Here is a 24944-nt window from a genome sequence, read left to right on the forward strand (position 1 = left end):
AAGACCCGTATAGGTCACTCCGGGCAACCGGTTGGCGGCTCGATGCCCTCCGCTCGGGCCCACGCCAGCAGCTCCGCGACGGCCTCGTCGTGGTCGAGCGGCCCCCGGTCGAGGCGCAGCTCCTTGAGGAACTTCCACGCGCGGCCGACCTGCGGGCCGGGCGGCAGGCCCAGCAGCCGCATGATCTCGTTGCCGTCGAGGTCGGGGCGGACGCGCTTGAGGTCCTCCTCGGCCGCGATCCGCTCGATCCGGCGCTCCAGGTCGTCGTAGGTGCGCTGGAGGGCGTTGGCCTTGCGCTTGTTCCGGGTCGTGCAGTCGGCCCGGACGAGCTTGTGCAGGCGGGTGAGCAGGTGGCCCGCGTCGGTGACGTAGCGGCGCACCGCCGAGTCGGTCCACTCGCCCGTGCCGTAGCCGTGGAAGCGCAGGTGGAGGTACACGAGCTGGGCGACGTCCTCGGTGATCTCCTTGGAGAACTTCAACGCGCGCAAACGCTTGCGGACCATCTTGGCGCCGACCACCTCGTGGTGGTGGAACGACACCCCGCCGCCCTCCTCGAACCGCCGGGTGTCCGGCTTGCCGATGTCGTGCAGCAGGGCCGCCAGGCGCAGCACCAGGTCCGGCTCCGGCCCGTCCTCCAGGTCGACCGCCTGCTCCAGCACCACCAGGGAGTGCTGGTAGACGTCCTTGTGCTGGTGGTGCTCGTCGATCTCCAGCCGCATGGCGGGCAGCTCGGGCAGCACCACGTCGGCGAGCCCGGTGTCGACCACGAGCTCCACGCCCGCGCGCGGGTCCGCGCCGGTGAGCAGCTTGGCCAGCTCGGCCTGGACCCGCTCGGCGGTGATGCGCCCCAGCTCACCCGCCATCGCGGTCATGGCCTCGCGGACGCGCGGCGCGACGCGGAAGCCGAGCTGGGAGGCGAAGCGGGCGGCGCGCAGCATCCGCAGCGGGTCGTCGGAGAACGACTCCTGCGGGGTGGCGGGGGTGTCCAGGACGCGGTCGCGCAGCGCCCGCCGGCCACCGGTCGGGTCGACCAGCTCGCGGTTGACCACGTCGTAGGCCATCGCGTTGACCGTGAAGTCGCGGCGGACCAGGTCGCCCTCGACGGTGTCGCCGAAGGTCACCTCGGGGTTGCGGCTGACGCCGTCGTAGGCGTCGGCGCGGAACGTGGTGACCTCGACGGTCTGGCCGCGCTTGGTCGCGCCGACCGTGCCGTAGGCGATGCCGGTGTCCCAGATGGCGTCGGCCCAGCCCTTGAGCAGGGACGTGATCCGGTCGGGGCGCGCGTCGGTGGTGAAGTCCAGGTCACCGGACAGGCGACCGAGCAGCGCGTCCCGCACGCTGCCGCCGACCAGGTAGAGCCGGTGGCCTGCCGCGGCGAAGCGGGCGGCCAGCTCGTCGGCGACGGGCGAGGTGCTGAGCGGTTCCACCGCGGCATTGTCCACGGCGGTGGCTTCGGGTCCGGACACGAGGAGCCAGGGTACTGGGCCGCCCGGGGCCACCCGAACGAGTTGTCCACAGGGCCGGCACCCGCCGGTGTGCGCGCGCCGCATCGGCAGGCGCGGGCACGGCGCCGGCCGGCGGTGCCGCTGCCGCCCGACGGAGTACCGCCGCCACCCGTCCGTCACCACCGGCAAGTTGACCATCACGTCCCGTGATCGGCGGTCGCCACTACCATCAGGGCCATGCCCCAGTCGTCCGGTCGCTCCGGCGGTCCCAAGCCGAGGCGCCGGAACCGGCGCCGGGGCAGGCGGCTGAAGACCGTGGACGAGACCTCGGCGGGTGGGCTGGTGCTGGACTTCGAGCAGCGCGCGGCGGCCGTGATCGGCCGGCTGGACCGGCGCGGGCGCCTGCTGTGGTCCCTGCCGAAGGGCCACATCGAGGCCGGTGAGACCGCGGAGCAGACCGCGGTGCGCGAGGTCGCGGAGGAAACCGGTATTCATAGCAGGGTGCTCCGGCCGCTCGGCTCGATCGACTACTGGTTCGTCGCCGAGGACCGGCGGGTGCACAAGACCGTCCACCACTTCCTGCTGGAGGCGTTGGGCGGCGAGCTTTCCGACGAGGACGTGGAGGTCACCGAGGTGGCGTGGGTGCCCCTTGGCGAACTGGACGAGCGGCTCGCCTACGCGGACGAGCGCCGACTGGTGCGCCGTGCCGCCGAACTGATCTCCGAGCACCACGAGACCCGGTGCCGCGAGACCGGGTACCAGCAGACCGGGCACCGGACGACCGGGTACCGGACGGACGGAGCGGAGTCGGCGTGAAACGGCTGCTGGCCGCGGTGGCGGCGGCGGTGGTGGTCATCGTGACCTCCGGCGCGCCCGCGCACGCGGCGCCCCAGGACGGCAGGCTGCCGGTCCGGCCCGCGCCGGCCACCCAGGTGTGGGCCACCCGCGCGCTGTCGAGCCAACCCGGCCAGCAGTCGCAGGTCTACCTGCGCCTGGACGTGGAGGAGCTGACCCCGCGGGTGGTCACCGCGGGCACCGACCGGATCACCATCCGGGGCAAGGTGGTCAACGTCGGCGACCGGTTCATCGAGGACATCGAGCTGCGCCTGGAGCGCGGCCGGGTGCTGACCGACGAGGAGCAGGTCCGCCAGGCCCTGCGCGAACCGGCCGACGCCGAGTTCGTGCAGCCCGCCTTCACCCGGATCGCCGACCGCCTGGAGCAGGACGAGTCCAAGCCGTTCGAGCTGTCCGTGCCGCTGCGCGGCGGCGACCGGACCTCGCTGCAGATCGACGAGCCCGGCATCTACCCGATCCTGGCCAACATCAACGGCACCCCCGACTTCGGCGGCCGGGCGCGGCTGGCCGCGCTGAGCACGCTGCTGCCGGTCGTCGCGGTGCCCGGCGGCGAGGCGCCCGCGCCGCCCGCGGACCCGGCCAAGGTCACCCTGCTGTGGCCGCTGGCCGACCGGCCGCGGCTGGTCGGCGTGAACCCGACCGTGCTCACCGACGACGAGCTGGCGTCCTCGATCGCCATGGGCGGGCGGCTGTGGGGCCTGCTCAAGGCGTACGAGTCGGCGCTGGACAGCCGGCTGGGCGCGGGCGTGTGCCTGGCCGTCGACCCGGACCTGCTGCGCACGGTCGCGGCGATGGCCGAGGGCTACCAGGTGCGCGGCCAGGGCGCGGGCCGCGGCGAGGGCGAGGCGGAGCTGTGGCTGGCCCAGCTCAAGCTGCTGGCCGGCGGCCGGTGCGTGGTCGCGCTGCCGGACGCGAGCGCCGACCTGGTCGCGGTGTCCCGGGCCCGGCTGACCGACCTGGGCGCGCTCGCGCTGGACGGCGCCGAGGTGATCCGCGAGGTGCTGGAGGTGCAGCCGACCGAGGGCCTGACCTGGCCCGAGGACGGCGTGCTCGACCAGCAGACCCTGGACGACCTCACCGCGGGCGGCGTCACGTCGCTGGTGGTCGACCAGTCCGCGGTGGCGGGCACCCCCGGCACCGGCCCGGTCCGGCTCGACGCGGCGGGCGGCCGGGCGGTCACCGCCGTGCGCGTCGACGGCATGGTGTCCGACGCGCTCCAGGGCGCGGCGCCGACCCGGCCGGTGGCGGGCGTGACCACGCCGACCGAGAACAGGCCGGTGTCGGTGCAGAACGCGCTGGCCGCGCTGACCTTCCGGGCCGCGTTCCAGAGCACCGGGCAGCACGTGGTGGTCGCGCCGCCGCGCCGGTGGAACGCGCCGACCGGCGAGGTGAACACCCTGCTCCAGTCGGCGAAGTCCCTGGTCGACGGCGGTTTCGCGACCCCGGTGGCGCTGGGCTCGCTGCTCGCGGCCCCGGCCGGGGTGACCGCGGCGCTGAGCTACCCGGTGGAGGCGGGCGCGCGGGAGGTGCCGCCCGCGGTGACCGCCGAGGTGGCCGACGCGTGGACCCGCGTGGGGCGGCTGGTCGACTCGATGAGCCAGCCCGACGCGGACGGCGCGGAGCCCGTCGACCTGGTCGCCCCGCTGCGGCTGGGCCTGCTGCACGCGGTCTCCGGGGCGTGGCGCGGCAACGAGAGCGGGGCGCGCGCCGCCCTGGGCATCGCGCGCGAGCAGTCCGACGCGCTGGTGGGCCAGGTCACGGTGACCGAGCCGAACAGCCCGATCCTGCTCGGGTCCGGGGACAGCCCGATCCCGCTGTCGGTGAAGAACGGGCTGGACGTGCGGGTGACCGTGCGGGTGCTCATCGAGGACACGCCGGGCATCGTGGCCAAGGACGCGCAGGAGTACACCCTGCCCGCGCGCGGCGACCGGCTGGTGCCGCTCCAGGTGGAGGTGCTGCGGTCCGGGCGGTTCCCGGTGCACATCCGCCTGGTCACCACCAGCGGCGTCGAACTGGGCGAGCGGGCCCGGTTGGAGGTGTCCTCCTCGGTGTACGGGACCATCACGGTCGTCATCACCGGCCTGGCGGGCGCCGCCCTGGTCCTGCTGTCCGCGCGCCGCATCCACCGGCGGGTGCGGGCGGCGAAGCAGGCCGCGGCGCAGGTGGTCGCCCAGGCCGCCGAGGACACCCACCCGGACGGAGCAGGCGCGGGGGCGGGCACCGGAGCCGGCACCCCGGAGAGGTCGAGCGCGAGTTGAGCGGAACAGCCGTGACCCAACAAGAGCAGGAACAGCAGCGGGAGCCGTCGCTGGCGCGCGCCGGCGGCTCCATGGCCATCGCCACGATCGTCAGCCGCGCCTCCGGCCTGCTGTCGAAGCTGCTGCTGGTCACCTTCGTCGGCGTCGACGTGCTCAACGACTCCTACCAGGTCGCCACCACGCTGCCCACGATGATCAACGAGCTGCTGCTCGGCGGTGTGCTGACCAGCGTGGCCATCCCGCTGCTGGTGCGCGCCGAGAAGGAGGACGGCGACGGCGGCGAGTCGTACGCGCAGTGGATGATCACCATGGCGGCGGTGGTGCTGGGCATCGGCACGGCCGTGGCCATCGCCTGCGCGCCGCTGCTGACCGCGCTGTTCATCGACTCCTCCAACGCCAACCCGGCGCTGGTCACCGCGTTCGCCTACCTGGTGCTGCCGGGCATCGTGTTCTACGGCCTGTCGGCGCTGCTCGGCGCGATCCTCAACACCCGCAACGTGTTCGGCCTGCCCACCTGGGCACCGGTGCTCAACAACGTCGTGGTGATCGTGACGCTGTGCGCGTACTGGCTGATGCCGGGCGAGATCTCGCTCGACCCGGTGCGGATGGGCGAGCCGAAACTGCTGGTCCTGGGCCTGGGCACGATGGCGGGCGTGGCGCTGCAGGCGCTGGTCCTGGTGCCCGCGATGCGGCGGACCGGGTTCCGGTTCCGCTGGCGCTGGGGGTGGGACCGCAGGCTGGCCGAGTTCGGCGGCCTGGCGTTCTGGGTGCTGCTGTACGTGGCGCTCGGGTTCGTCAGCATGGTGGTGCTGACCCGCGTGGCCACCGGCGACGACGGCGCGATCACCGCCTACAACATGCAGTGGCTGATCGCCCAGGTGCCCTACGGCGTGCTGGGCGTGTCGCTGCTGACCGCGCTGATGCCGAGGATGAGCCGCGCCGCGGCGGCGGACGACACGGGCGCGCTGGTCGGCGACCTGTCGTTCGGCAACCGGATGTCGGCGGTGCTGCTGATGCCGTTCAGCGCGCTGCTGACCGTGGCGGGCGTGTCGATCGGCGTGGCGGTGTTCGCGCACGGCGAGTCGACCGTCGAGGACGGCAGGCAGATCGGCACGGCGCTGGCGCTGTCGGCGTTCGGCCTGGTCCCGTACGCGATCACGCTGCTCCAGCTGCGCGTGTTCTACGCGCTCAAGGACGCCCGGACGCCCACCCTCATCCAGGCGGTGATCGTGGTGGTGCGGATCGCGCTGCTCTACGGGTTCCGGGAGTTCTCGCCGCCGGGCAAGCTGGCGGTGGGCGTGTCGATCGCGATGTCGCTGAGCTTCGTGGTCGGCGCGCTGGTGGGGCAGGTGTGGCTGCGCGTCAGGCTGGGCCGGCTGCGGACGGGCTACACCGCGTGGACCATCTGCCTGACCGTGGTGGCGTCCGCGATCGCGTTCGGCGCGGCCACCGGGCTGGCCTGGCTGGTCGTCCAGATCCTGGGAACCGGTTCCCCCGTTCTGGACGCCTGGGTCGAGCTGGTGATCCAGGGCGTGGTGGGCCTGCCGCTGAGCTTCGCCCTGCTGGCGCTGTTCCGGGTGCCCGAGGTGAAGCCCGCGGTGGCCAAGATCAGTCGTTTGGTGGGGCGTCGATGACCGCTGCGGCGCGCCCGGTTCCCGTACGCTCGGGCCCGTGAGCAGCGGCCCGATCCAGAACACCTCGCTGGTACCCGGCGGGGTGATCGGCGACGGCCGCTACCGGTTGCTGGCGCGGTCCGGCGTGGACCGGCGGTGCGACGCCGAGCTGTGGCGGGCGCGCGACGGCCAGCTCAACCGGGACGTGGCGCTGACCGTCCTGGTGGGCACCCCGGCCGACCAGGCCGCCGTGGCCCGCGCCAAGCGGACCGCCGAGCGCGCCATGCACGCCTCCAGCTTCACCCACCCGGGGGTCGCCCGGGTGATCGACGTGCTGACCCCCGGCGCCGCGCCGCGGCTCGGCGAGGGCATCCTCGGCATCGTCGTGGCCGAGTGGACCCAGGGCTCGGACCTGCTGGAGGTGGTCGCGCAGGGGCCGCTGCCCGCGGGCGCGGCGACCCGGCTGCTGGAGCCGCTGGGCGCGGCCATCGAGGGCGCGCACCACGCGGGCCTGGTGCTGGGCGCCGACCACCCGCAGCGCATCCGCGTGACCCAGGACGGCCGGCTGCGGCTGGCGTTCCCCGGCCCGCGGCCGGACGCGATCGCGCGCGACGACGTGAAGGGCCTCGGCGCCGTCCTGTACCTGCTGCTCACCGGCAAGTGGGCGCTGCCGGGCGGGCCCGAGCAGGTGCCGCGGGCGCCGACCGCGCCGGACGGGTCGGTGGTCGCGCCGAGCGCGCTGCACCCGTACGTGCCGCACGAGCTGTCGTCGGTGGCGGTGCGCAGCCTGGAGGACACCAGCGTCGGCGGCATCCGCACCAGCGCGGCGATCCTGCAGGTGCTCGACCAGATCGCGACGTCGGAGGCCGACACCGCGCTGATCAACCGCGTGACCGCGGACGACCCGGACGACGGCGCCGTGTGGACCACGCAGCGGCCGGTGCGGGACAAAGACCAGAAGCGCAAGCTGATGATCAGCGTGGCCGTGCTGGCGGTGGCCACGCTCGCCGTGATCGCCTGGCTGAGCATGCAGATCGTCAGCTTCTTCAGCGACGAGCCGACCGGCGGCGGCGGGCCCACCGTGGTGATCGGGCAGTCCGCCGAGCCAGGGCGGAGCGGCCAGCCCGCGCCGCCCGCGCCGCAGCCGGCCGGGCCCGTGCAGCCGGCGTCGGTGGGCGTGTACGACGTGACCAACCAGCCGGACAACGCCAACCGGGCCAACCGCGCGGTCGACGGCAACCCGACCACGGTGTGGCAGACCGAGAACTACTTCCAGCCGTTCCCGGCGCTCAAGCCGGGGATCGGGCTGATGGCGGGCTTCGCCGAACCCGTGCGGCTGGCGTCGATCACGGTGACCTCGCCCAGCGAGGGCACGGTGGTGGAGGTCCGGGTGGCCGGTGCGCCGGGCGCGCCGCTGGAGGAGACCAAGGTCATCGGCACGGCGACGCTGTCGGCCGGGCAGACGCAGATCCAGCTGAACGACCACGAGCCGACCCAGAACCTGCTCCTGTGGGTGACCAAGCTGGCGGGCAGCGGGCGGAACAACAAGTCGGAGATCGCGGAGCTGGTGTACACGCGGGCGCAGTAGCGCCGCCAGGCGTGTTCGCCGGGTGCCGGGGCGCACCGGCTCGCCGGTTCCACCCCGGCGCTAGGAGCAGGCCCGCGCGACCCGGACGACCCGCTCGGTGCACAAGCTCCACGGCTGTGGGGTGCGGGAGCTGGTGGTCGAGTCGCGAACCGACGCGATGTCGACACAGTGGTGGGCGCACGGCACGGTTTGCCCATGGGCGCCCGCTTCCGGGTCACCCACCGGCCGGGCGCCGTGGGGGCGCACCGGTTGGGCACGGCGGACTGCTGGGAGCTGCTGACCGACCGGTTGTACGAGGTGGACGTCGACACCGACTGCTGACGCGGGGGGTTTCCGGACGCGCGCAGGGCCAGGGTCCCGGTCTGCCCCGGGTGCACCTGGCCCTGCGACTCGTCCGGCACCCGCGGCACCGGACTCCTGCAGACCACTCTGCAACCGAACGAGCCACCGGGTGGCACAACCGGGTCGTGGCGCGCGGGTCGCCGGCAACGACGCCCGCGTCCCGCCGGCGGGCGCACGGGTGATCCCCGGCGTGTCGGGGGTCACCGATACCCTCTTCCGCGTGACCGCCGCAGCCAGCTCGGACGCAGACCTGATCGCGGCGCACGCCGCCGGTGACCCGCACGCCTTCGCGGAGCTGGTGCGCAGGCACCGGGACCGCATGTGGGCCGTTGCCCTGCGCACGTTGCGCGATCCCGAGGAGGCCGCGGACGCGTTGCAGGAGGCGTTCATCTCCGCCTTCCGGGCCGCGGCGAGCTTCCGGGCCGAGTCGCAGGTCACCACGTGGCTGCACCGAATAGTGGTCAACGCCTGCCTGGACCGGATGCGCAGGCGACAAACCAGGCCGACGGTGCCGCTGCCGGAGGCCGGTCCCGGCGAGCCCGTGTCGCCGCGCGACGCGATGGCCGAGCGCGAGACCCGGCTGGTCGTGCAGGAGGCCCTGAACGAGCTGCCGGAAGAGCAGCGCGCCCCGATCGTGCTGGTCGACGTCGAGGGGTACTCGGTGGCCGAGACCGCCAGGATGCTGGGCATCGCGGAGGGCACCGTGAAGTCCCGCTGCGCGCGCGGTCGGGCGAAGCTGGCCAAAGTTCTGGGGCACCTCCGGAACCAGGGTGCAGATGCGAACGTCCCAGGGAACGATGTGCAGGTGCAACAGGGACGTCAGTGGGAGGAACGATGAGCGGCAGTGCACGGCGTTCGGGGCCGCCGTGGTCCGTCGACCTGCTGGCCGACCTGCACGCGGGCGCGTTGGACGCGCGGACCGAGGCCGAGCTGCGCCCGCTGGTGGAGAACGACCCCGAGGCGCGCGAGATCCTGGCCGCCCTCGACGCGACCCTGGCCGACCTGCGCGACCTGCCGCCGATCCCGATGCCGCGCGAGGTCGCCGACCGGATCGACGCCGCGCTGGCGCGGGAGGCGCGCCCGGTCGCGCCGGTGGTCGACCTCGCCGCCGCCCGCGCCAGGCGCAACCGGCGGCTGGGCATGGGCGCGGGCCTGCTGGTGGCGGCCGCGGCCGCGATCGGCGTGGTCACGCTGACGCTGCCGGGGAACGACACGGCGGGCGACCAGCCGCCGCAGGCCCGGTCGGAGACGCCCGACACGCCCGTCACCGCCAGTGGTGACGCGTCGCCGCTGGCCGTGCAGGGCCAGAACTTCGGCCCGGTGTTCGGCAAGGTGCTCGGGGCCCAGAACTACGGCCCGCTGCAGAACCAGGACCAGCTCGCGGGCTGCCTGGCCGGCGCGGGCATCACGGCGGGCAAGCCGCTGGGCGTCAGTCCCATCGCGCTGAACGGCGACCCGGCCGTGATGGCGATCCTGCCCGGTGGCGCCCCCGGCGCGTACCGGATCGTGGTCGTCGACCCCGACACGTGCGGCCCGGACAACCCGGAGGGCGTGCTGGCCAACAGCACCATCGAGCCGTAGCGCGGCTCACCCGACCGGTGCGGAATTACCGCGCCCTACGATCCGTTGAGCGAAGAGCCGGACCGGGTAACCCGGGTCCGGGACGACTTATCGGAGGTCGAGGGTGTCGGACGTTCGGAACCTGATCATCGTGGGATCGGGGCCCGCCGGGTACACCGCGGGGGTCTACGCGGCGCGCGCCCAGCTCGAACCGCTCCTGTTCGAGGGTTCGCAGTACGGCGGTGCGCTGATGACCACCACCGAGGTCGAGAACTACCCCGGCTTCCGCGACGGCATCATGGGCCCCGACCTGATGGAGCAGATGCGCGAGCAGGCCAAGCGCTTCGGCGCCGAGCTGCGCGCGGAGGACGTCGAGGCGCTGGAGCTGGACGGCCCGGTCAAGTACGTCACCGCGAACGGCAGGCGGTACGCGGCGCGCGCCGTCGTGCTGGCCATGGGCGCGGCGGCCCGCTACCTGAACGTGCCCGGCGAGCAGGAGCTGCTGGGCCGCGGCGTGTCGGCCTGCGCCACCTGCGACGGGTTCTTCTTCCGCGACCACGACATCGCGGTGGTCGGCGGCGGCGACTCGGCGATGGAGGAGGCCACGTTCCTCACCAAGTTCGCCCGGTCGGTGACGATCATCCACCGCCGCGAGGACTTCCGCGCCTCCAAGATCATGCTGGACCGCGCCCGGTCCAACGAGAAGATCAGGTGGCTGCTCAACGCCGAGGTGACCGAGGTGCTGGGCGAGACCTCGGTGACGGGCCTGAAGGTCCGCGACACCCGCACCGGCGAGGTGTCCGAGCACCCGTTCACCGGCTTCTTCGTCGCCATCGGGCACGACCCGCGCAGCTCCCTGGTCAGGGGCCAGGTCGAGCTGGACGACGAGGGCTACGTCCGGGTGCGGGACCGCTCCAGCCACACGAACGTGGACGGCGTGTTCGCCGCCGGCGACCTCGTCGACCACACCTACCGCCAGGCGATCACCGCCGCCGGCTCGGGCTGCTCCGCCGCGATCGACGCGGAGCGCTGGCTCGCCGAGCACGGCGTCGCGGAAGCCGAGGTCTCCGCCGAGTTCGTGGGCGGCGGCTACGGCGAGCCCGTCACCACCAGCTGAACCACCCGCTCAAGAGGAGAACACAACATGGCAGGCTCCACCGTGGTCACGTCCGCGAAGACCTTTGCCGACGACGTCCTGACCAGCGAGAAGCCGGTCCTGGTCGACTTCTGGGCCACGTGGTGCGGCCCGTGCAAGATGGTCGCGCCCGTGCTGGAGGAGATCGCGGCCGAGCACGCCGAGAAGATCACCGTGGCGAAGCTGGACATCGACGCCAACCCGTCGATCGCCCGTGACTACCAGATCATGTCGGTGCCGACCATGATCCTGTTCCAGGGCGGTCGCCCGGTGAAGCAGATCGTGGGCGCCAAGCCGAAGGCCGCGCTGCTCAACGACCTGGCCGACGTGCTCTGACCAGCCCTTCCGAGTGGCCCGTCCATCTTCTTCCGGGGGATGGCGGGTCACTCTTTTGTGGAAGCTCTACCACGGGGAGTAGCCCTGCGAGTGGCGTTCGTGCGAGCAGGGCACAATAAGACGTCAAGTTCTGCGTCGGCGGGTGTCGGCGCCTAGTTGAGCGAGGGGTGCATGCCGCTACTCCGCCGCGGGGATTTCGGACCGGACGTCGCCGAGATCAGGGCCACGCTGACCAAGCTCGGCCTGCTGTCCGATCCGCAGCCGTCGCAGGTGTTCGACCTCCCGGTCGAGCACGCCGTGCGAGCGTTCCAGCAGCAGCGGGGTCTCATCACCGACGGCATCGTCGGTCCGGCCACCTACCGCGCGCTGCGCGACGCGACCTACCGGCTCGGCGACCGCCCGCTGGCGTACCTGATGACGCAGCCGGTCAGCGGCGACGACGTGTTCGCCCTCCAGGAGCGGCTGCTGGAGCTGGGGTACGACGCGGGTCGCCCCAACGGCGAGTTCGGCCAGCAGACCGAGCAGGCGCTGAAGAACTTCCAGCGCGACTACGGCCTCATCGTCGACGGCATGTGCGGCCCGGACACCGTGCGCGCGCTGCGCCAGCTCCAGCCCAAGGTGCGCGGCGGCCGACCGGTGTTCCTGCGCGAGCAGGAGCGGGTCCGCAAGGCCGGGCCGAGGCTGTCGGGCAAGCGCATCATCATCGACCCGGGCCACGGCGGCGAGGACCGCGGCGTGGTGGTCGACGGCGTGTCCGAGGCGGACCTGGTGCTGGACCTGGCCAGGCTGCTGGAGGGCAAGATGGCCGCCACCGGCATGGAGGCCCTGCTCACCCGGGGGCCGCGCAACAACCCCGACGAGGGCGAGCGGGCCCGGTTCGCCAACGAGGCGGGCGCCGACCTGATCCTGTCGCTGCACAGCGACGCCAACCGGTCGCCCCTGGCGTCCGGCGTGGCGACCTTCCACTACGGCACCGGCAACGGCACCACGTCCACCGTGGGCGAGGCGCTGGCCGGGTTCATCCAGCGCGAGATCGTGGCCCGCACGGGCCTGCAGGACTGCGGGACGCACCCCAAGACGTGGGACATGCTGCGGATGACCCGCTGCACGGCCGTGCGCATCGAGGTCGGCTACCTGACCAACCCGAACGACCGGCAGCGGCTGGCGAACCCGTCGTTCCGGGACGTGGTGGCCGAGGGCATCCTGGTCGCGGTCAAGCGGCTGTACCTGCTGGGCAAGGACGACCAGCCGACCGGCACGTTCACGCTGGAGGACCTGGTGCGCCACGAGGTGGCGTTCGGCAAGGCCCGCTGACACCGGCCCTGCCCGGCCTGCCTCCGCGGTGGGGCCCGTGCCGCGGGCCCCTCACCAGCCGGTGAGCAGGTCCAGCACCTCGGCGACCGCGTCCTCGTCGTCGGCCCGGTTCTGGGCGCGCAGGTCGAGCATGAGGTCGGTCAGCTCGTCCACCAGGCGCTCCGCCGGGACGCCCTGCTCCTGCCACCGCTCCAGCATCGCCCGGATCCGCCGGTGGTCGCGCCGCCCCTCGACCTCCGCGAGCACCTCGCGCTGGATCTCCGCCCCGGTCTCCACGGAAGTCGATCTTATTGCGGCGGGCGCCGCCCCGGCTCGACCAGGTGGCCGCGCACCTCCTCGGCCTCGGCGGGCCGCTGCGGGGCCCGGTACGGCTCCAGCGCCTCCGCCCGCGCCCCGCACCCCGTCGTGCCGGCCCAGCCCGGCCACGGACCGCGTGGACGCCGCCGTGGACGGTGTCCGCCTGCACGACCACCCCGGCCGAGCCGGTCCCGTCGTGCGCCACCGCCCCGGTCGGGACGGTGGCGCGGTCGCCCGACCGGGGCGTCAGACCATCGCCCCCCAGGGCTCGGTGGTCAGCGCCCGACCGGTCTCCAGCAGCGACTTCAGGTTGGACAGCACCGCCGGCCAGCCCCGGGAGACCTGCGCCCGCGCACCCTCGTCCCACAGGTCGGCGTGCTCCACGGTGAGCTTCACGATGGCGCCGTGCGGCCTGATGGTGAACGTGACGGTCGCGGTCTTGGCGCTGTCGGCCGGGTCGGCCCAGGTGGCCACCAGCCTGCGCGGCGGGTCGGCCTCGACGACCACGCCGACCACGTCGTCGATGCCCGAGCCGTCGGCGCGGCGGTGCGCCCACGCCGAGCCCGGCTGCCAGTCCGAGACGTTGTGGTGCGCCCAGTAGGCGGCGGTGATCTCCGGGTCGGTCAGCGCCTCCCAGACCTTCTCGGGCGTGCTCTCGATGTAGGTCACGTACACGTAGTCGGGCTTCACGCTTTCCTCCGCACGTCGTTTCACCTCGCTGAGCACCCGCAACCGCGGCCGCTCGAACTTGTCGATCCACCGCTCCTGCACCTCGTGCAGGGGGACGGGGTTGAGGTAGTGCAACTTCTCCCGCCCGCGCCGCACGGTGCCGACGAGGTTCGCGGCCTCCAGCACGGCCAGGTGCTGGGTGACCGACTGCCTGGTCATGCCGACGCGCGCGCACAGCTCCCCGAGCGTCTGCCCGTTCTCCTCGCGCAGGCGGTCGAGCAGGTACCGGCGGGTCTCGTCGGCCAGGGCTTTGAAGACCTTGTCCACACCCCACGTTATGCAGTTAAATGCCTGCATGTCAACGCACGGGAAAGAAACCGCAGGTGAGAGCGGGGATCAGGCGGGGCGGAAGCTGGGTTCGGCGGTCGAGACGGTGACGGAGTTGAGCAGGCGCTCCAGCGCCGCCTCCACGTCTTCCTTCCAGGACGACGCGCTGCGCAGCTCCAGCCGCAGCCGCGGCCAGCGGGGGTGGGGCCGGACGGTCTTGAAGCCCACCTGGAGCAGGAAGTCGGCCGGCGTCACGCAGCCGCGGCCCTCGCCGTCCGGCTGGTTGTCGCCGAACGCCTCGATCGCCTTCACGCCGCGCCGGGTCAGGTCCTTGGCCACGGTCTGCACCAGCACCCGGCCGAGCCCGCCGCCGCGGAACTCGGGCAGCACCTCCAGGCCGGTCATCAGCACCGCGTCGGGGCTGGCGGGGGAGGTGGGGAAGGCCAGCGACCGGGGCACGGCGGGCGGCGGCGCGTAGAACACCGAGCCCGCGGGGATGCCGTCGCAGTAGATGATCCGACCGCACGAACCCCATTCGAGCAGGACGCTGGAGACCCACGCCTCCTTCTCGAACTCGGTGTCGCCGAACTCCTCGGCCTGCTCCTTCAGGTGGGGTGCGAGCTCCCAGAACACGCAGGTCCGGCTGTGCTTCGACAGGTGTTCCAGGTTGTCCAAGGTGACGCCCACGACACGACGCGACACCCCGACCTCCAAGCCCCCGAATGCGACACCACGAGGATATGCGGATGTGACCCCGGCCCGAAAGCCGGATGCCCCGAACGGGACGGCCGTTACACTCGGGCGGGAACATACCCGCCGGTAAACCCACCCAACGGAGTTCCCCGTGAACCTACCCGGACAGCCCCCGAAGCAGGGCGCCAGAAGCCTCGACCCCCATCTGCGCAGGTACGCGGCGCGCACGGCGGGCATGACGGCATCGGAGATCCGGGCGCTGTTCGCGGTGGCGAGCCGGCCGGAGGTGGTGTCCCTGGCGGGGGGGATGCCGCACCTGGCAGCGCTTCCGCTCGACTCGCTGAGCGCCGAGGTCGGCGAGCTGATCGCCACCGACGGCCTGGTCGCGCTCCAGTACGGCAGCGCGCACGGCGTGCCCGAGCTGCGCGAGCAGATCTGCGAGGTCATGGCCCTGGAGGGCATCAAGGCCCACCCGGACGACGTGGTGGTGACCGTGGGCTCCCAGATGGGCCTGGACATGGTCACCCGGATCTTCTGCGACCCCGGTGACGTGGTGCTGGCCGAGGGCCCGTCGTACGTGGGCGCGCTCGGGTCGTTCTCCGCCTACCAGGCGCAGGTCGTGCACGTGGCCATGGACGCGGACGGCCTGGTGCCGGAGAACCTGCGCGAGGCCATCGCCTCGGTCGAGCGGGCCGGCAGGCGGATCAAGTTCCTCTACACGATCCCGAACTTCCACAACCCGGCCGGCGTGACGCTCGCCGTCGCGCGCCGGGCCGAGGTGCTGGAGATCTGCCGGGCGCACGGCATCCTCGTGGTCGAGGACAACCCGTACGGCCTGCTCGGCTTCGACGGGGTGACCTACCCGGCGCTGCGGTCGACCGACCCGGACAACGTGGTCTACCTCGGCTCGTTCTCCAAGACCTTCGCCGCCGGCCTGCGGGTCGGCTGGGTGCTCGCGCCGCACGCCGTGCGCGAGAAGCTGGTGCTGGCCGCCGAGTCGGCCACGCTGTGCCCGCCCACGCTCAACCAGATGATCGTGTCCCGCTACCTGGCCACGCACGACTGGAAGGGCCAGATCAAGACCTACCGCGAGGCGTACCGGGAGCGGCGCGACGCGGCCATCTCCGCGTTGGAGCAGCACATGCCGGTTGGTTCCACGTGGAACAAGCCCTCCGGCGGGTTCTACGTGTGGATCACCGTGCCCGAGGGCATCGACACCAAGGCGATGCTGCCGCGGGCCGTCACCCAGCGCGTCGCGTACGCGTCGGGCACCGGCTTCTACGCCGACGGCCTGGGCAGCCGCCAGCTCCGCATCTCGTACTGCTACCCCACGCCCGAGCGCATCCGCGAGGGCGTGCGGCGGCTGGCCAACGTCCTCAAGGACGAGATGGAGCTGCACGAGACGTTCGGCCCGACCCCGGGCCGCGCCGTCCAGGGTCCCCAGACCCCGTCGCCCGACACCGCCTGATCAGGAGAAGAGAAGTTGTCCAACCGCTGGGTCGCAGTGCTGTCCGGTGGCCTTTCGCACGAGCGGGAGGTGTCCCTGCGGTCCGGTCGCAGGCTCTCCGCGGCCCTGCGCTCGGTCGGCCTGGTCGTGGAGGAGTGGGACGCCGACGCGCACCTGCTCACCCGCCTGAGGGAGCACCGGCCGGACGCCGTGGTGGTGGCGCTCCACGGCGGCGAGGGCGAGAACGGGTCGGTGCAGACGATCCTGGAACTGGTGGGCGTGCCGTTCGTCGGCACGGACTCGCGGGCGTGCCGACGGGCGTGGGACAAGCCGACGGCCAAGGCCGAGCTGGCCCGCGCCGGCCTGGCCACGCCGGAGTGGGCCGTGCTGCCGCACGCGACGTTCCGGGAGCTGGGCGCGCAGCCGGTGCTGGACGCGATGGTCGACCGGCTCGGGCTGCCGCTGATGCTCAAGCCGGACCAGGGCGGCTCGGCGCTGGGTGCCCGGGTGGTGCGGGACGCGGCCGAGCTGCCCGCCGCCATGGTCGGCTGCCTGGCGTACGGGGACACCGTGCTCGCCGAGCGGTACGTGGAGGGTGTCGAGGTCGCCGTCGCGGTGGTGGACGGTCCGGACGGGCCGTACGCGCTGCCGGCGGTGGAGATCGTGCCGGAGAGCGGGGTCTACGACTACACCGCCCGGTACACGGCGGGGCTGACCGACTTCCACGCGCCGGCGCGGCTGGACGACAAGGCGTCGCGGGCGGTGGGGGAACTGGCGGTGTCGGCGCACCGGCTGCTGGGCCTGCGCGACGTGTCGCGGACGGACGCGATCGTGGCGCCGGACGGGACGGTCCACTTCCTGGAGGTGAACTCCTCGCCGGGGTTGACCGAGACGTCGTTGCTGCCGATGGCGGTGGAGGCGGCGGGGGAGTCGCTGGGCGAGATCTACGCCGGGTTGGTCGAGCGCGCGGTGGCTCGTTAGCCGAGGTTTTCGTTGATTACGGCCCGCGTCCTTTCGGACGCGGGCCGTAATCGTCACCGTGACATAAGAGCCTGGGGTGATCCCTAGTCCGTTGATCGTGCCCGATTTGTCGTTTCCGGCGACATGATCGAGATGATCCGCTCCAGGTCGTCCACGGAGCCGAACTCGACCACGATCCGGCCCTTCCGCTGCCCGAGTTCGACCTTCACGCGCGTGTCGAAGTTGTCCGACAGCCGCTCGGCCAACTCCTGGAGGCCGGGCGCCTGCATCGGCTTGCGCCGCGCCTGCTTCGCCTTGGCCGGCTCGGCGCCCTTCGCCAGGGTCACCGCCTCCTCGGTCGCGCGGACCGACATGCCCTCGGCCACGATCCGGGTCGCCAGCTCCTCCTGCACGCCCGGGTCGTCCAGGCCGAGCAGCGCGCGGGCGTGCCCGGCGGACAGCACGCCCGCCGCGACCCGCCGCTGCACGGGGAGGGGGAGCTTGAGCAACCGGATGGTGTTGGTGACCACCGGGCGGCTGCGGCCGATGCGGTCGGCCAGCTCCTCGTGCGTGACGCCGAACTCCTGCAACAGCTGCTGGTAGGCCGCCGCCTCTTCCAGCGGGTTGAGCTGGACGCGGTGGATGTTCTCCAGCAGGGCGTCGCGCAGCATCACGTCGTCGGCGGTGCGCCGGACGATCGCCGGGATCGTCTTCAGCCCCGCCAGCTGGGTCGCCCGCCACCGGCGCTCACCCATGACCAGCTCGTAGCTGTCCGGCCCGGTGGGCCGCACCACGATCGGCTGCATGAGCCCGAACTCGCGGATCGAGTGCTCCAGCTCGCGCAGCGCCTCGTCGTCGAAGACCTGCCGCGGCTGCTTCGGGTTGGTCCGGATCGAGGTGACCGGCAGCTCCTGGTACGTCGCCCCGGCCACCTCACCGGAGGGTGCGGCCGACGTCTCGTGCACAGGGGTGGCCGACGTACCGTTGGGCACCGCCCGGATCGGCGTCGGCGCCGGCGTGCCCGGCGGGGGACCGCTCGGGATGAGGGCCGCGAGACCTCGGCCGAGACCACCCTTGCGCTGTTCCGTCATGCCGTCCCCATCTCCGCGCCGAACTCGGCGATCTCCCGTGCCGCGTCCAGGTAGCTCATCGCGCCCCGCGAACCGGGGTCGTAGGTGAGCACCGTCTGACCGAACCCCGGCGCCTCGGAGACCTTCACGCTGCGCGGGATGACCGTCTTGAGGACCGTGTCGCCGAAGTGGCCGCGCACCTCGCTGGTCACCTGGTCGGCCAGCTTCGTGCGGCCGTCGTACATGGTGAGCAGGATGGTGGACACGTTCAGCATCGGGTTCAGGTGCGCCTGCACCAGCTCGATGTTGCGCAGGAGCTGGCCCAGGCCCTCCAGCGCGTAGTACTCGCACTGGATCGGGATCAGCACCTCCTGCGCGGCGACCATGGCGTTGACGGTCAGCAGGCCGAGCGACGGCGGGCAGTCGATGAACACGTAGTCCGGCTTGATCGGGTCCAGCGCCTCGGGGCTCAGCGCCTCCTTGAGGCGGGACTCCCGGGCGACCATCGAGACCAGTTCGATCTCCGCGCCGGCGAGGTCGATCGTGGCGGGCACGCAGTAGAGGTTCGGGGACTGGTTGCTCACCTGGGCCGCCTCGGCGACCGACATCTCACCGATCAGCACCTCGTAGACCGATGGCGTGCCGGAGCGGTGCTCGATGGCCAGGGCGGTGCTCGCGTTGCCCTGCGGGTCCAGGTCGATCACGAGGACCTTGAGCCCGTGGATGGCGAGCGCGGCGGCCAGGTTCACCGTGCTGGTGGTCTTGCCGACGCCGCCCTTCTGGTTGGCGACCGTGAAGACCCGGCGGCGCGCCGGGCGGGGGAGTTGGAGCGAGTCGGGGTGGAGGACGCGGGTCGCGCGTGCCGCTTCTTCCGCGATGGGGGTCCACACGGTGCTGTCTCCTGCCGGGTCCGCGTTGGTCGGGGGCACTTCGCCTGCCGTGGTCGCGCCTGTTTCACGTGGAACACCGGCCGCCTGGAACACCGGTTGCAAGGGGTCGGGGTACACGTTCACCGATCCTTCCTTTTGCGACGCGCGCCGTCACGGCCGCTCTTCTGGTCGTCGCGCTCCACGAGTACGACGGTCGTCGGCAGGTCGAGCACATCCGCGCCGCAGGTGGTGACGCGGGCGCGGGTGCCACCGGCCCGGCGCACCGCCTCGGCGTCCCGGGTCAGCTCCTCCTCGGCGCTCTCGCCCTTGAGGGCGATCAGCAGGCCGCCCGGCCGCAGCAGCGGCAGGCACCACCGCGTGAGCCGGTCGAGGGGGGCCACCGCGCGGGCCGTCACGACGTCGCTGCCGGACAGCCGGTCGCGCACCGGCCCCTCCTCGGCGCGCCCCCGGAGCACGGTGACGTTGCCGAGGTCGAGCGCTTCGACGCACTCGGTCAGCCACGCGATCCGGCGCGCCATCGGCTCCAGCAGCGTGAGGTCGAGGTCCGGTCGCGCGATCGCCAGGGGGAGCCCCGGCAGGCCGGCGCCGGACCCGACGTCCACCACGCGGCTGCGCTCGGGGAACAGCTCCGCGACGACGGCCGAGTTGAGGAGGTGGCGCTCCCAGAGGCGGTCGACCTCGCGGGGACCGATCAACCCGCGCTCCACGCCGTGCTCGGTGAGGAGGTGCGCGAGGGCGACCGCCTTGTCGTAGTGGTCACCGAACACGCGCCTCGCGCGATCTTCCACCTCTTCGACCATGACTCCATCCGGGACGTTTCACGTGAAACCACACGCGAGGTCGGTGTGGGTGATGGGGGTCCGGCCTCTCGTCGGCGGGCGTTGGGCCCCGCGAGATGTGCCGGTGCCCACTATGACGGATCACCCCGCCGACACGCCAAATCCGCCCCGGCGAGTTCCGCGTGTTTCACGTGAAACTCGCGATCCGACCGTCGGCGGGGGTGGAGCGGAGGAGTGCGAGCGCGTAGTCGACCGACTCGACGTGGTCGAGGTCGGGCACCTCGTCGAGCGGGAACCACGCGGCCTGGTCGGTCGAGCCGCCGACCTCGAAGGTGAGTTCGCCGCCGACCACGTGAGCCTCGTACATGATCCGGATGCGGTGGTAGTCGTACTCGACCCCGTTGACCGCCATCGGCCCGTAGACGTTCTGGATGCCGAGCAGCCGGTCGACGGACGCGTGGTAGCCGGTCTCCTCGAAGACCTCGCGGACCACCGCGTCGCACGGGTCCTCACCGTGGTCGAGCCCGCCGCCGGGCAGGATCCACCGCGGGCGGTCGGGTCCGAGCCAGCGCGAGAGCAGCAGGCGGCTGTCGTCGATGATCACGGCGTAGGCGGCGACGCGGAGCTTGCGGATGATCTCACTCATGCCGCGACCGTTTCACGTGAAACGTGGCGAGGGGAAGGGGAGTGCGATGTACGCGATGCGACCGGGGGCGCTGAGCACCATGGGGCACCCGGAGAGCGTCGACCACGTCCGGGCGTTGGGGGCGGACGTGATCGTGTGCGTCCTGACGCGGGAGGAGTTGGCGTAACTCGACCTGCTCGACGCGGAGGAGGCGGCCCGCGAAGCAGGCATGGCGTTCCACTGGATCCCCATCCCCGACTTCGGCGTCCCCACCACACCCCTGACTCCGGACGCCGTACTGAAGGACATGCAAGCCAGCCGCCACGTCCCGGCGCACCACTGGGGCGGCATCGGCCGCTCGTCCCTCCTGACCGGCGCACAGCTCGTGATGGACGGCGCGTCCCCGTCAACGGCGTGGCAGGCGATCGCCGAGGCACGCGACCGGGACGTCCCGGAGACGGACGAACAGCGGGCGTGGCTGACCACCTTCGCCACCCAGCACCACTGGGACACCCAGGCGGCCACCTTCGACGAAGACCCCGACCCACGGCCTGCGCCCACCCGCCGTCCGCCAGGCGTGGACCGACCTCCTCCTGCCCCTGTTGCCACCCGCGCCCGCGGCAATCGCCGACCTGGGCTGCGACACCGGCAGCCTGACCGCGTTGCTCACCGAGGCAGGCCACGAGGTGCACGGCCTGGACCTGTCCCCCCGAATCATCGAAGCGGCCCGCGCGAAGGTGCCGGGCGCCAAGCTCCACCAGGGCGACGCCGCAACCCCACCGTGGCCCCCAGCCACGTTCGACGTGGTCCTCGCCCGGCACGTGCTGTGGGCCCTCCCCGCCCCGGCAACCGCACTCCAGCGGTGGCGCACCCTCTTCAAGCCCAACGGCCAACTGGTGCCGGTGGAAGGCCACTGGTCAACCGGCGCCGGGTTGACCGCGGAGGATTGCCTGGCACTGGCGGGCCCCGGCCATCTGCGGCGGCTGACGAACCCGGCGCTGTGGGGTCGCGAGGTGACGGACGAGCGGTACCTCGTACTGGCGCGGTAGCGGCGGGATGCGGGGCGCCACGCCCCTCAGCGGCGGCGGGCCCAGCGCGAGATGGCGGGCGTCAGCGCAGAAGCGCGACGGGGGAGAGGGCAGGAGCAGCGGCGTAGAGGTGCACCTGGGGCAGATGCCGGGACGCTGAAGGAGGCGCGGAAGGGGAGACGGGCAAGGCCCACAGGCAGAGCATCGGGCAGGCAGCTATGGGCATAGGGGGAACGGGGTATCGGCGGCCAGAAGCGCGGGCGGGTGTCAGGCACGGGCAGGTGTCTGGTGCGGGTGAGCGTCAGACGCGGGCAGGCGTCGGGCGCAGATGGGCATCGGGCACGGATGAGCGTCGAGCGTGGTGTCGGCATAGCTGGGCGCCGAGCTTGGCGTGAAGCCGCGGGGTGCCAACCGCAGGGGCACGAGGCTGCAGGGCCGTGGGCCGTGGGCCGTGGGGCATGTGCCGGCGGGTGATGCGGACAGGGGTGGGGTGGGCGCAAGTAGGTGTGGGGGAGGGGCGGCGAGGGCTGGCGGGGTGGGGTGGAAGTGGGCGGGGGGGGTGGAGGTTGCGGAGGTGCGGTGGTCGGGTCGGGGTTCCTTCATATTCAACCGAGTCCAGAGACCCCAGGTTTCGTACATTGATCACCGCATCGGGTGACCCGTACTGCTAAACCCGCACGTCAGGTCCTTGCCCCAGTCCTCCCACCGCTGCACCGCCTCTCAGCCAACTCCACCATCAGCTTCGGTGCCGGACCGACCACCGCCTCCCACTACCGACCTGCCTTCAGCCCATCGAACCACCATCAGGCCACCGCCGCCCCACGCGCCCACCCGCACCCACCAAAACAAAAGACCCCGATCCCCCAACAGGGAGAACCGGGGCCTCCTGGCCACGCCCAACTCAGGGCTTCGGCAGCACCACCACGCGGCGCTGCGGCTCCTCGCCCTCGCTCTCGCTGTGCACCCCCGCCACGGCGGCGACGGCGTCGTGCACGACCTTGCGCTCGAACGGCGTCATCGGGTGCAACCGCACCTTCTCACCACTGGCCAGCACCTTCTCGGCGGTGGTGCGGCCGAGTTCGGCCAGTTCCGCCCGCCGACCCGCGCGCCAGCCGGCGATGTCCAGCATGAGCCGGCTGCGCACGCCCGTCTCCTGCTGCACCGCGAGCCTGGTGAGCTCCTGCAGCGACTCCAGCACCGAGCCGCGCGGACCGACCAGCTTCTCCAGGTCGTCACCGCCGTCGATGCTGACGATCGCACGACCGGCCTCGACGTCGAGGTCGATGTCGCCGTCGTAGTCGAGCAGGTCGAGCAGTCGTTCGAGGTAGTCCCCCGCGATGTCGCCCTCTTGGACGAGCAGGTCCTCCGAGTTCCCCGACCGCGCCGCCGGGGCTTGCTCGGCCTCGGGCGCGTCCACGTCGGCCGCCTGCAACGTCTCCGACACGATGTCTCCTCTCCAGGGTCAACGACGCTTCTTGTTGCCCTGCTTCTTGCCCGCGGATCGGCCTGGGCTCAGGCCGGGAATCTCGGTGGACGGCTTGGCGGTCCCGGTGGACCCGCTCGGCACGTCGTCCTGCTTGGCCGGCTCGTCGGCGGCCGACGGCTGGGTGGCCTGCTGCTGGGTGGCCTGCTGCCGGGTGACCTGCGACTGGGCCGCCGGCTTCCGCTGCTGCGGCTTGACCCCGGGCTTCGGCTTCTGGCCCGGCTTGGGCGCGAGCGCCTGGCGCTGCGCGGTCGCCTCGACCTTCTTGGCCTCTTCCTCGCGGTCGATGCGGTGGTAGACCACGTACTGCTGGCCCAGCGTCCACGCGTTGTTGCTCAGCCAGTACAGCAGGATCGCGACGGGGAAGAACAGGCCGCCGACCAGCACGCCCAGCGGGAAGATGTAGAGCGTCAGCTTGTTCATGATCGCGGTCTGCGGGTTGTCCGCCGCGGCCTGCGTCTGGCGGCGCACCGAGTGCCGCGCGGTGAAGTGCGTGGCGATCGACGCGACGATCATCAGCGGGATCGAGACGAACAGCACCGAGTTGCGCGAGGTGGCGAAGTCGGCCAGCTGCTCGGCGGGCATGGTGATGAACGTCGACAGGTTGGCGCCGAACAGCTTGGCGTTGACGAACGACTGCACGCCCTGCGCGTCGAAGAAGTAGACCTCGCCCCAGCCGGGCTTGAACGAGCGCAGCACGTGGAACAGGCCGATGAACACCGGGATCTGCACCAGCATGGGCAGGCAGCCGCCCAGCGGGTTCACGCCGTGCTCGGCCTGGAGCTTCTGCATCTCCTGGGCCTGGCGCTGCCGGTCGTTGGCGTACTTCTTCTTGATCTTCTGCAGCTCGGGCGCGAACTCCTGCATCTTCCGCATCGACCGCACCTGGCCGACGAACGGCTTGAACAGCAGGGCGCGGAGCGTGAAGACGAGGAACACCACGGCCAGGGCCCACGCGAACCCGCTCGACTCGCCGAAGATGTGGCCGAACACCCAGTGCCAACACCACAGGATGAAGGACACCGGGTAGTAGATGAAGTTGAGCACTAGCTACTCCTCGGCAGGAAGGTCGGGGACCGCGTTCCGCCTGGGCGGGACCGGGTCCAGGCCACCAGGGTGCCAGGGGCCGCAGCGGCCCAGCCGGCGCAGGGTCAGCCAGGAGCCGCGCAGCGCACCGTGGACGGTCAACGCCTCCACCGCGTAGGCACTGCAACTGGGGTGGAAGCGGCAGGTCGGGGGCAGCGCGGGCGAGACGAACTTCCGGTAGAAGCGCACCGGCAGCAGCAGGAGCCGCACGGCGGGGCTCGCCTGGGTGGTCGTCATCGCAGCACCTTGCGCAGCGCCGCGTCGAGGTCGCGGCCGAGCTCGGCGCTGTCCGCGTCGGCCGACGGTGCCAACGCGCGGACGACCAGCGAAGTTCCGGGCGGGAGCAGGTGCAGCCGGTCGCGCGCCACGTGGCGCAGCCTGCGGCTGACGCGGTGGCGGACCACCGAGTTGCCCACGGCCTTGCTCACGACGAAGCCCACCTTGGAGGGTTCCAAGGTGGGCTGTGCCGATGTGCTGCTGCCCGTCGGGGTCAGGACGTGCACCACCAGGCGCGGCCGACCGGCCCGGCGGCCCCGGCGGACCACCAGGCCGAAGTCCTGGCTGCGGGTCAGCCGGTTGACCGCGGGCAGCACGGTGCCGCGACGATCAGGCGGACAGCTGCTTGCGGCCCTTGCTGCGGCGCGCGGCCAGGATGGCGCGACCGGCACGGGTGCGCATGCGCAGCCGGAAGCCGTGGGTCTTGGCACGGCGGCGGTTGTTGGGCTGGAAGGTGCGCTTACCCTTGCTCACGGTCGGACTCCCGGTGCTTAACTGCCAAGCAGGTCTGTGGTCGTCCCCTGCCCATCTACAGGCGCGCGAAGCAGCGCTCCGGCCAGCGGGAGACGGTACGAGGGTACGCAGCCCGGGGGGCCCGGTTCAAATCGGGGTCGCACCCGGGTGCGGGACGCCGCCGAACCGGCACGTAAAACGCTTGCGGAGCGGTACGCCTTGTGGCAGCGGGCCGCACCTTGTTAGCGTGCTGCCTTCGCGGGGAGGGGCGGGCAGGCGCGGGACGCCACCGCACACCGCAGCACCGCTCGGAAAGCAACCGGGGGACCGGTGCGCTCCGACTCGCGTTCGTGCACAGTTGTGGATAACTCTGTGGATGCCTCTATTCTCCGTGTCCACGTCGTGGAAGTCCCCG

Annotated in this window: 26 protein-coding genes; 13 read left to right on the forward strand and 13 right to left on the reverse strand. The window is 72.3% G+C overall.

Annotated features, from left to right (window positions below; translation table 11 throughout):
- Positions 1 to 14: 14 nt before the first annotated feature.
- Positions 15 to 1550 carry a CCA tRNA nucleotidyltransferase gene (locus EKG83_RS46560; RefSeq protein WP_084716064.1) on the reverse strand — a complete coding sequence of 512 codons (1536 nt, stop codon included), beginning with the start codon at positions 1548 to 1550 and terminating at the stop codon, positions 15 to 17.
- A 132-nt stretch (positions 1551 to 1682) separates the two neighbouring features.
- Here EKG83_RS46560 and EKG83_RS46565 point away from each other — a divergent pair, with 132 nt between their 5' ends.
- The 10 genes from EKG83_RS46565 to EKG83_RS46605 all read left to right on the forward strand — a co-directional run bounded on the left by EKG83_RS46565 (position 1683) and on the right by EKG83_RS46605 (position 12446).
- A complete protein-coding gene (locus EKG83_RS46565; RefSeq protein WP_228122458.1) occupies positions 1683 to 2261 on the forward strand; it encodes an NUDIX hydrolase in 579 nt (192 codons plus the stop codon).
- Positions 2258 to 4558, forward strand: coding sequence for a DUF6049 family protein (locus tag EKG83_RS46570; RefSeq protein WP_033428198.1), 2301 nt, complete (start codon positions 2258 to 2260; stop codon positions 4556 to 4558). Before EKG83_RS46565 ends, EKG83_RS46570 begins: the two co-directional genes overlap by 4 nt.
- An 11-nt stretch (positions 4559 to 4569) precedes the next feature.
- A complete protein-coding gene (gene murJ, locus EKG83_RS46575) occupies positions 4570 to 6192 on the forward strand; it encodes a murein biosynthesis integral membrane protein MurJ (protein WP_033428197.1) in 1623 nt (540 codons plus the stop codon).
- A 37-nt stretch (positions 6193 to 6229) separates the two neighbouring features.
- Positions 6230 to 7759: a protein kinase family protein gene (locus tag EKG83_RS46580; protein ID WP_033428196.1), complete on the forward strand. Its 1530-nt coding sequence runs from the start codon at positions 6230 to 6232 to the stop codon at positions 7757 to 7759.
- A gap of 195 nt (positions 7760 to 7954) precedes the next feature.
- A complete protein-coding gene (locus EKG83_RS49365) occupies positions 7955 to 8080 on the forward strand; it encodes a hypothetical protein (RefSeq protein WP_265590312.1) in 126 nt (41 codons plus the stop codon).
- A gap of 241 nt (positions 8081 to 8321) precedes the next feature.
- Entirely contained in the window at positions 8322 to 8939 is a 618-nt protein-coding gene (sigM, locus tag EKG83_RS46585; RefSeq protein ID WP_033428688.1) for an RNA polymerase sigma factor SigM, read from the forward strand.
- Entirely contained in the window at positions 8936 to 9682 is a 747-nt protein-coding gene (locus EKG83_RS46590; protein ID WP_033428195.1) for an anti-sigma factor family protein, read from the forward strand. Before sigM ends, EKG83_RS46590 begins: the two co-directional genes overlap by 4 nt.
- 103 nt (positions 9683 to 9785) lie before the next feature.
- On the forward strand, positions 9786 to 10778 hold the full coding sequence (gene trxB, locus EKG83_RS46595) for a thioredoxin-disulfide reductase (protein ID WP_033428194.1): 993 nt from the start codon (positions 9786 to 9788) through the stop codon (positions 10776 to 10778).
- A gap of 27 nt (positions 10779 to 10805) precedes the next feature.
- Complete coding sequence (trxA, locus tag EKG83_RS46600; RefSeq protein ID WP_033428193.1) at positions 10806 to 11132, forward strand: thioredoxin; 327 nt, start codon at positions 10806 to 10808, stop codon at positions 11130 to 11132.
- Positions 11133 to 11303: 171 nt separating this feature from the next.
- On the forward strand, positions 11304 to 12446 hold the full coding sequence (locus EKG83_RS46605) for an N-acetylmuramoyl-L-alanine amidase (RefSeq protein WP_033428192.1): 1143 nt from the start codon (positions 11304 to 11306) through the stop codon (positions 12444 to 12446).
- 51 nt (positions 12447 to 12497) lie between these two features.
- Here the strand turns inward: EKG83_RS46605 and EKG83_RS46610 are convergent, their stop codons facing one another.
- The 3 genes from EKG83_RS46610 to EKG83_RS46620 all read right to left on the reverse strand — a co-directional run bounded on the left by EKG83_RS46610 (position 12498) and on the right by EKG83_RS46620 (position 14441).
- Complete coding sequence (locus tag EKG83_RS46610) at positions 12498 to 12722, reverse strand: hypothetical protein (RefSeq protein ID WP_033428191.1); 225 nt, start codon at positions 12720 to 12722, stop codon at positions 12498 to 12500.
- A gap of 267 nt (positions 12723 to 12989) precedes the next feature.
- Entirely contained in the window at positions 12990 to 13739 is a 750-nt protein-coding gene (locus tag EKG83_RS46615; protein ID WP_033428190.1) for an ArsR/SmtB family transcription factor, read from the reverse strand.
- A gap of 69 nt (positions 13740 to 13808) precedes the next feature.
- Positions 13809 to 14441, reverse strand: coding sequence for a GNAT family N-acetyltransferase (locus EKG83_RS46620; RefSeq protein ID WP_153278842.1), 633 nt, complete (start codon positions 14439 to 14441; stop codon positions 13809 to 13811).
- 142 nt (positions 14442 to 14583) lie between these two features.
- On the opposite strand from EKG83_RS46620, the gene EKG83_RS46625 reads away from it, so the two are divergent.
- Positions 14584 to 15900 carry an aminotransferase-like domain-containing protein gene (locus EKG83_RS46625; protein WP_033428188.1) on the forward strand — a complete coding sequence of 439 codons (1317 nt, stop codon included), beginning with the start codon at positions 14584 to 14586 and terminating at the stop codon, positions 15898 to 15900.
- Positions 15901 to 15915: 15 nt separating this feature from the next.
- The gene (locus tag EKG83_RS46630) at positions 15916 to 16860 is read left to right on the forward strand and encodes a D-alanine--D-alanine ligase family protein (protein ID WP_033428187.1); all 945 of its coding nucleotides are present in this window, start codon (positions 15916 to 15918) and stop codon (positions 16858 to 16860) included.
- An 83-nt stretch (positions 16861 to 16943) separates the two neighbouring features.
- Here the strand turns inward: EKG83_RS46630 and EKG83_RS46635 are convergent, their stop codons facing one another.
- The 4 genes from EKG83_RS46635 to EKG83_RS46650 all read right to left on the reverse strand — a co-directional run bounded on the left by EKG83_RS46635 (position 16944) and on the right by EKG83_RS46650 (position 20224).
- Entirely contained in the window at positions 16944 to 17930 is a 987-nt protein-coding gene (locus EKG83_RS46635; RefSeq protein ID WP_033428186.1) for a ParB/RepB/Spo0J family partition protein, read from the reverse strand.
- A complete protein-coding gene (locus EKG83_RS46640) occupies positions 17927 to 18838 on the reverse strand; it encodes a ParA family protein (protein ID WP_033428185.1) in 912 nt (303 codons plus the stop codon). Before EKG83_RS46640 ends, EKG83_RS46635 begins: the two co-directional genes overlap by 4 nt.
- Positions 18839 to 18918: 80 nt before the next feature.
- Positions 18919 to 19599, reverse strand: coding sequence for a 16S rRNA (guanine(527)-N(7))-methyltransferase RsmG (rsmG, locus tag EKG83_RS46645; RefSeq protein ID WP_033428184.1), 681 nt, complete (start codon positions 19597 to 19599; stop codon positions 18919 to 18921).
- 166 nt (positions 19600 to 19765) lie between these two features.
- Entirely contained in the window at positions 19766 to 20224 is a 459-nt protein-coding gene (locus EKG83_RS46650; protein ID WP_033428183.1) for an NUDIX hydrolase, read from the reverse strand.
- 581 nt (positions 20225 to 20805) lie between these two features.
- On the opposite strand from EKG83_RS46650, the gene EKG83_RS46655 reads away from it, so the two are divergent.
- Positions 20806 to 21252, forward strand: coding sequence for a class I SAM-dependent methyltransferase (locus EKG83_RS46655; RefSeq protein WP_248782341.1), 447 nt, complete (start codon positions 20806 to 20808; stop codon positions 21250 to 21252).
- An 880-nt stretch (positions 21253 to 22132) separates the two neighbouring features.
- Here the strand turns inward: EKG83_RS46655 and EKG83_RS46660 are convergent.
- The 5 genes from EKG83_RS46660 to rpmH are packed head-to-tail and all read right to left on the reverse strand — an operon-like array spanning position 22133 to position 24550.
- Positions 22133 to 22675 carry a Jag family protein gene (locus EKG83_RS46660; protein ID WP_033428182.1) on the reverse strand — a complete coding sequence of 181 codons (543 nt, stop codon included), beginning with the start codon at positions 22673 to 22675 and terminating at the stop codon, positions 22133 to 22135.
- Between the two features lie 18 nt (positions 22676 to 22693).
- Positions 22694 to 23761, reverse strand: a complete 1068-nt coding sequence (gene yidC, locus EKG83_RS46665; protein ID WP_033428181.1) for a membrane protein insertase YidC — start codon at positions 23759 to 23761, stop codon at positions 22694 to 22696.
- Between the two features lie 3 nt (positions 23762 to 23764).
- Complete coding sequence (yidD, locus tag EKG83_RS46670; RefSeq protein ID WP_033428180.1) at positions 23765 to 24037, reverse strand: membrane protein insertion efficiency factor YidD; 273 nt, start codon at positions 24035 to 24037, stop codon at positions 23765 to 23767.
- Complete coding sequence (gene rnpA / locus EKG83_RS46675) at positions 24034 to 24393, reverse strand: ribonuclease P protein component (RefSeq protein ID WP_033428179.1); 360 nt, start codon at positions 24391 to 24393, stop codon at positions 24034 to 24036. Before rnpA ends, yidD begins: the two co-directional genes overlap by 4 nt.
- Positions 24394 to 24406: 13 nt before the next feature.
- Positions 24407 to 24550, reverse strand: a complete 144-nt coding sequence (rpmH, locus tag EKG83_RS46680; protein ID WP_033428178.1) for a 50S ribosomal protein L34 — start codon at positions 24548 to 24550, stop codon at positions 24407 to 24409.
- Positions 24551 to 24944: the final 394 nt, after the last annotated feature.

It is taken from the genome of Saccharothrix syringae, assembly GCF_009498035.1.
GTDB classification, from domain to species: Bacteria; Actinomycetota; Actinomycetes; order Mycobacteriales; family Pseudonocardiaceae; genus Actinosynnema; species Actinosynnema syringae.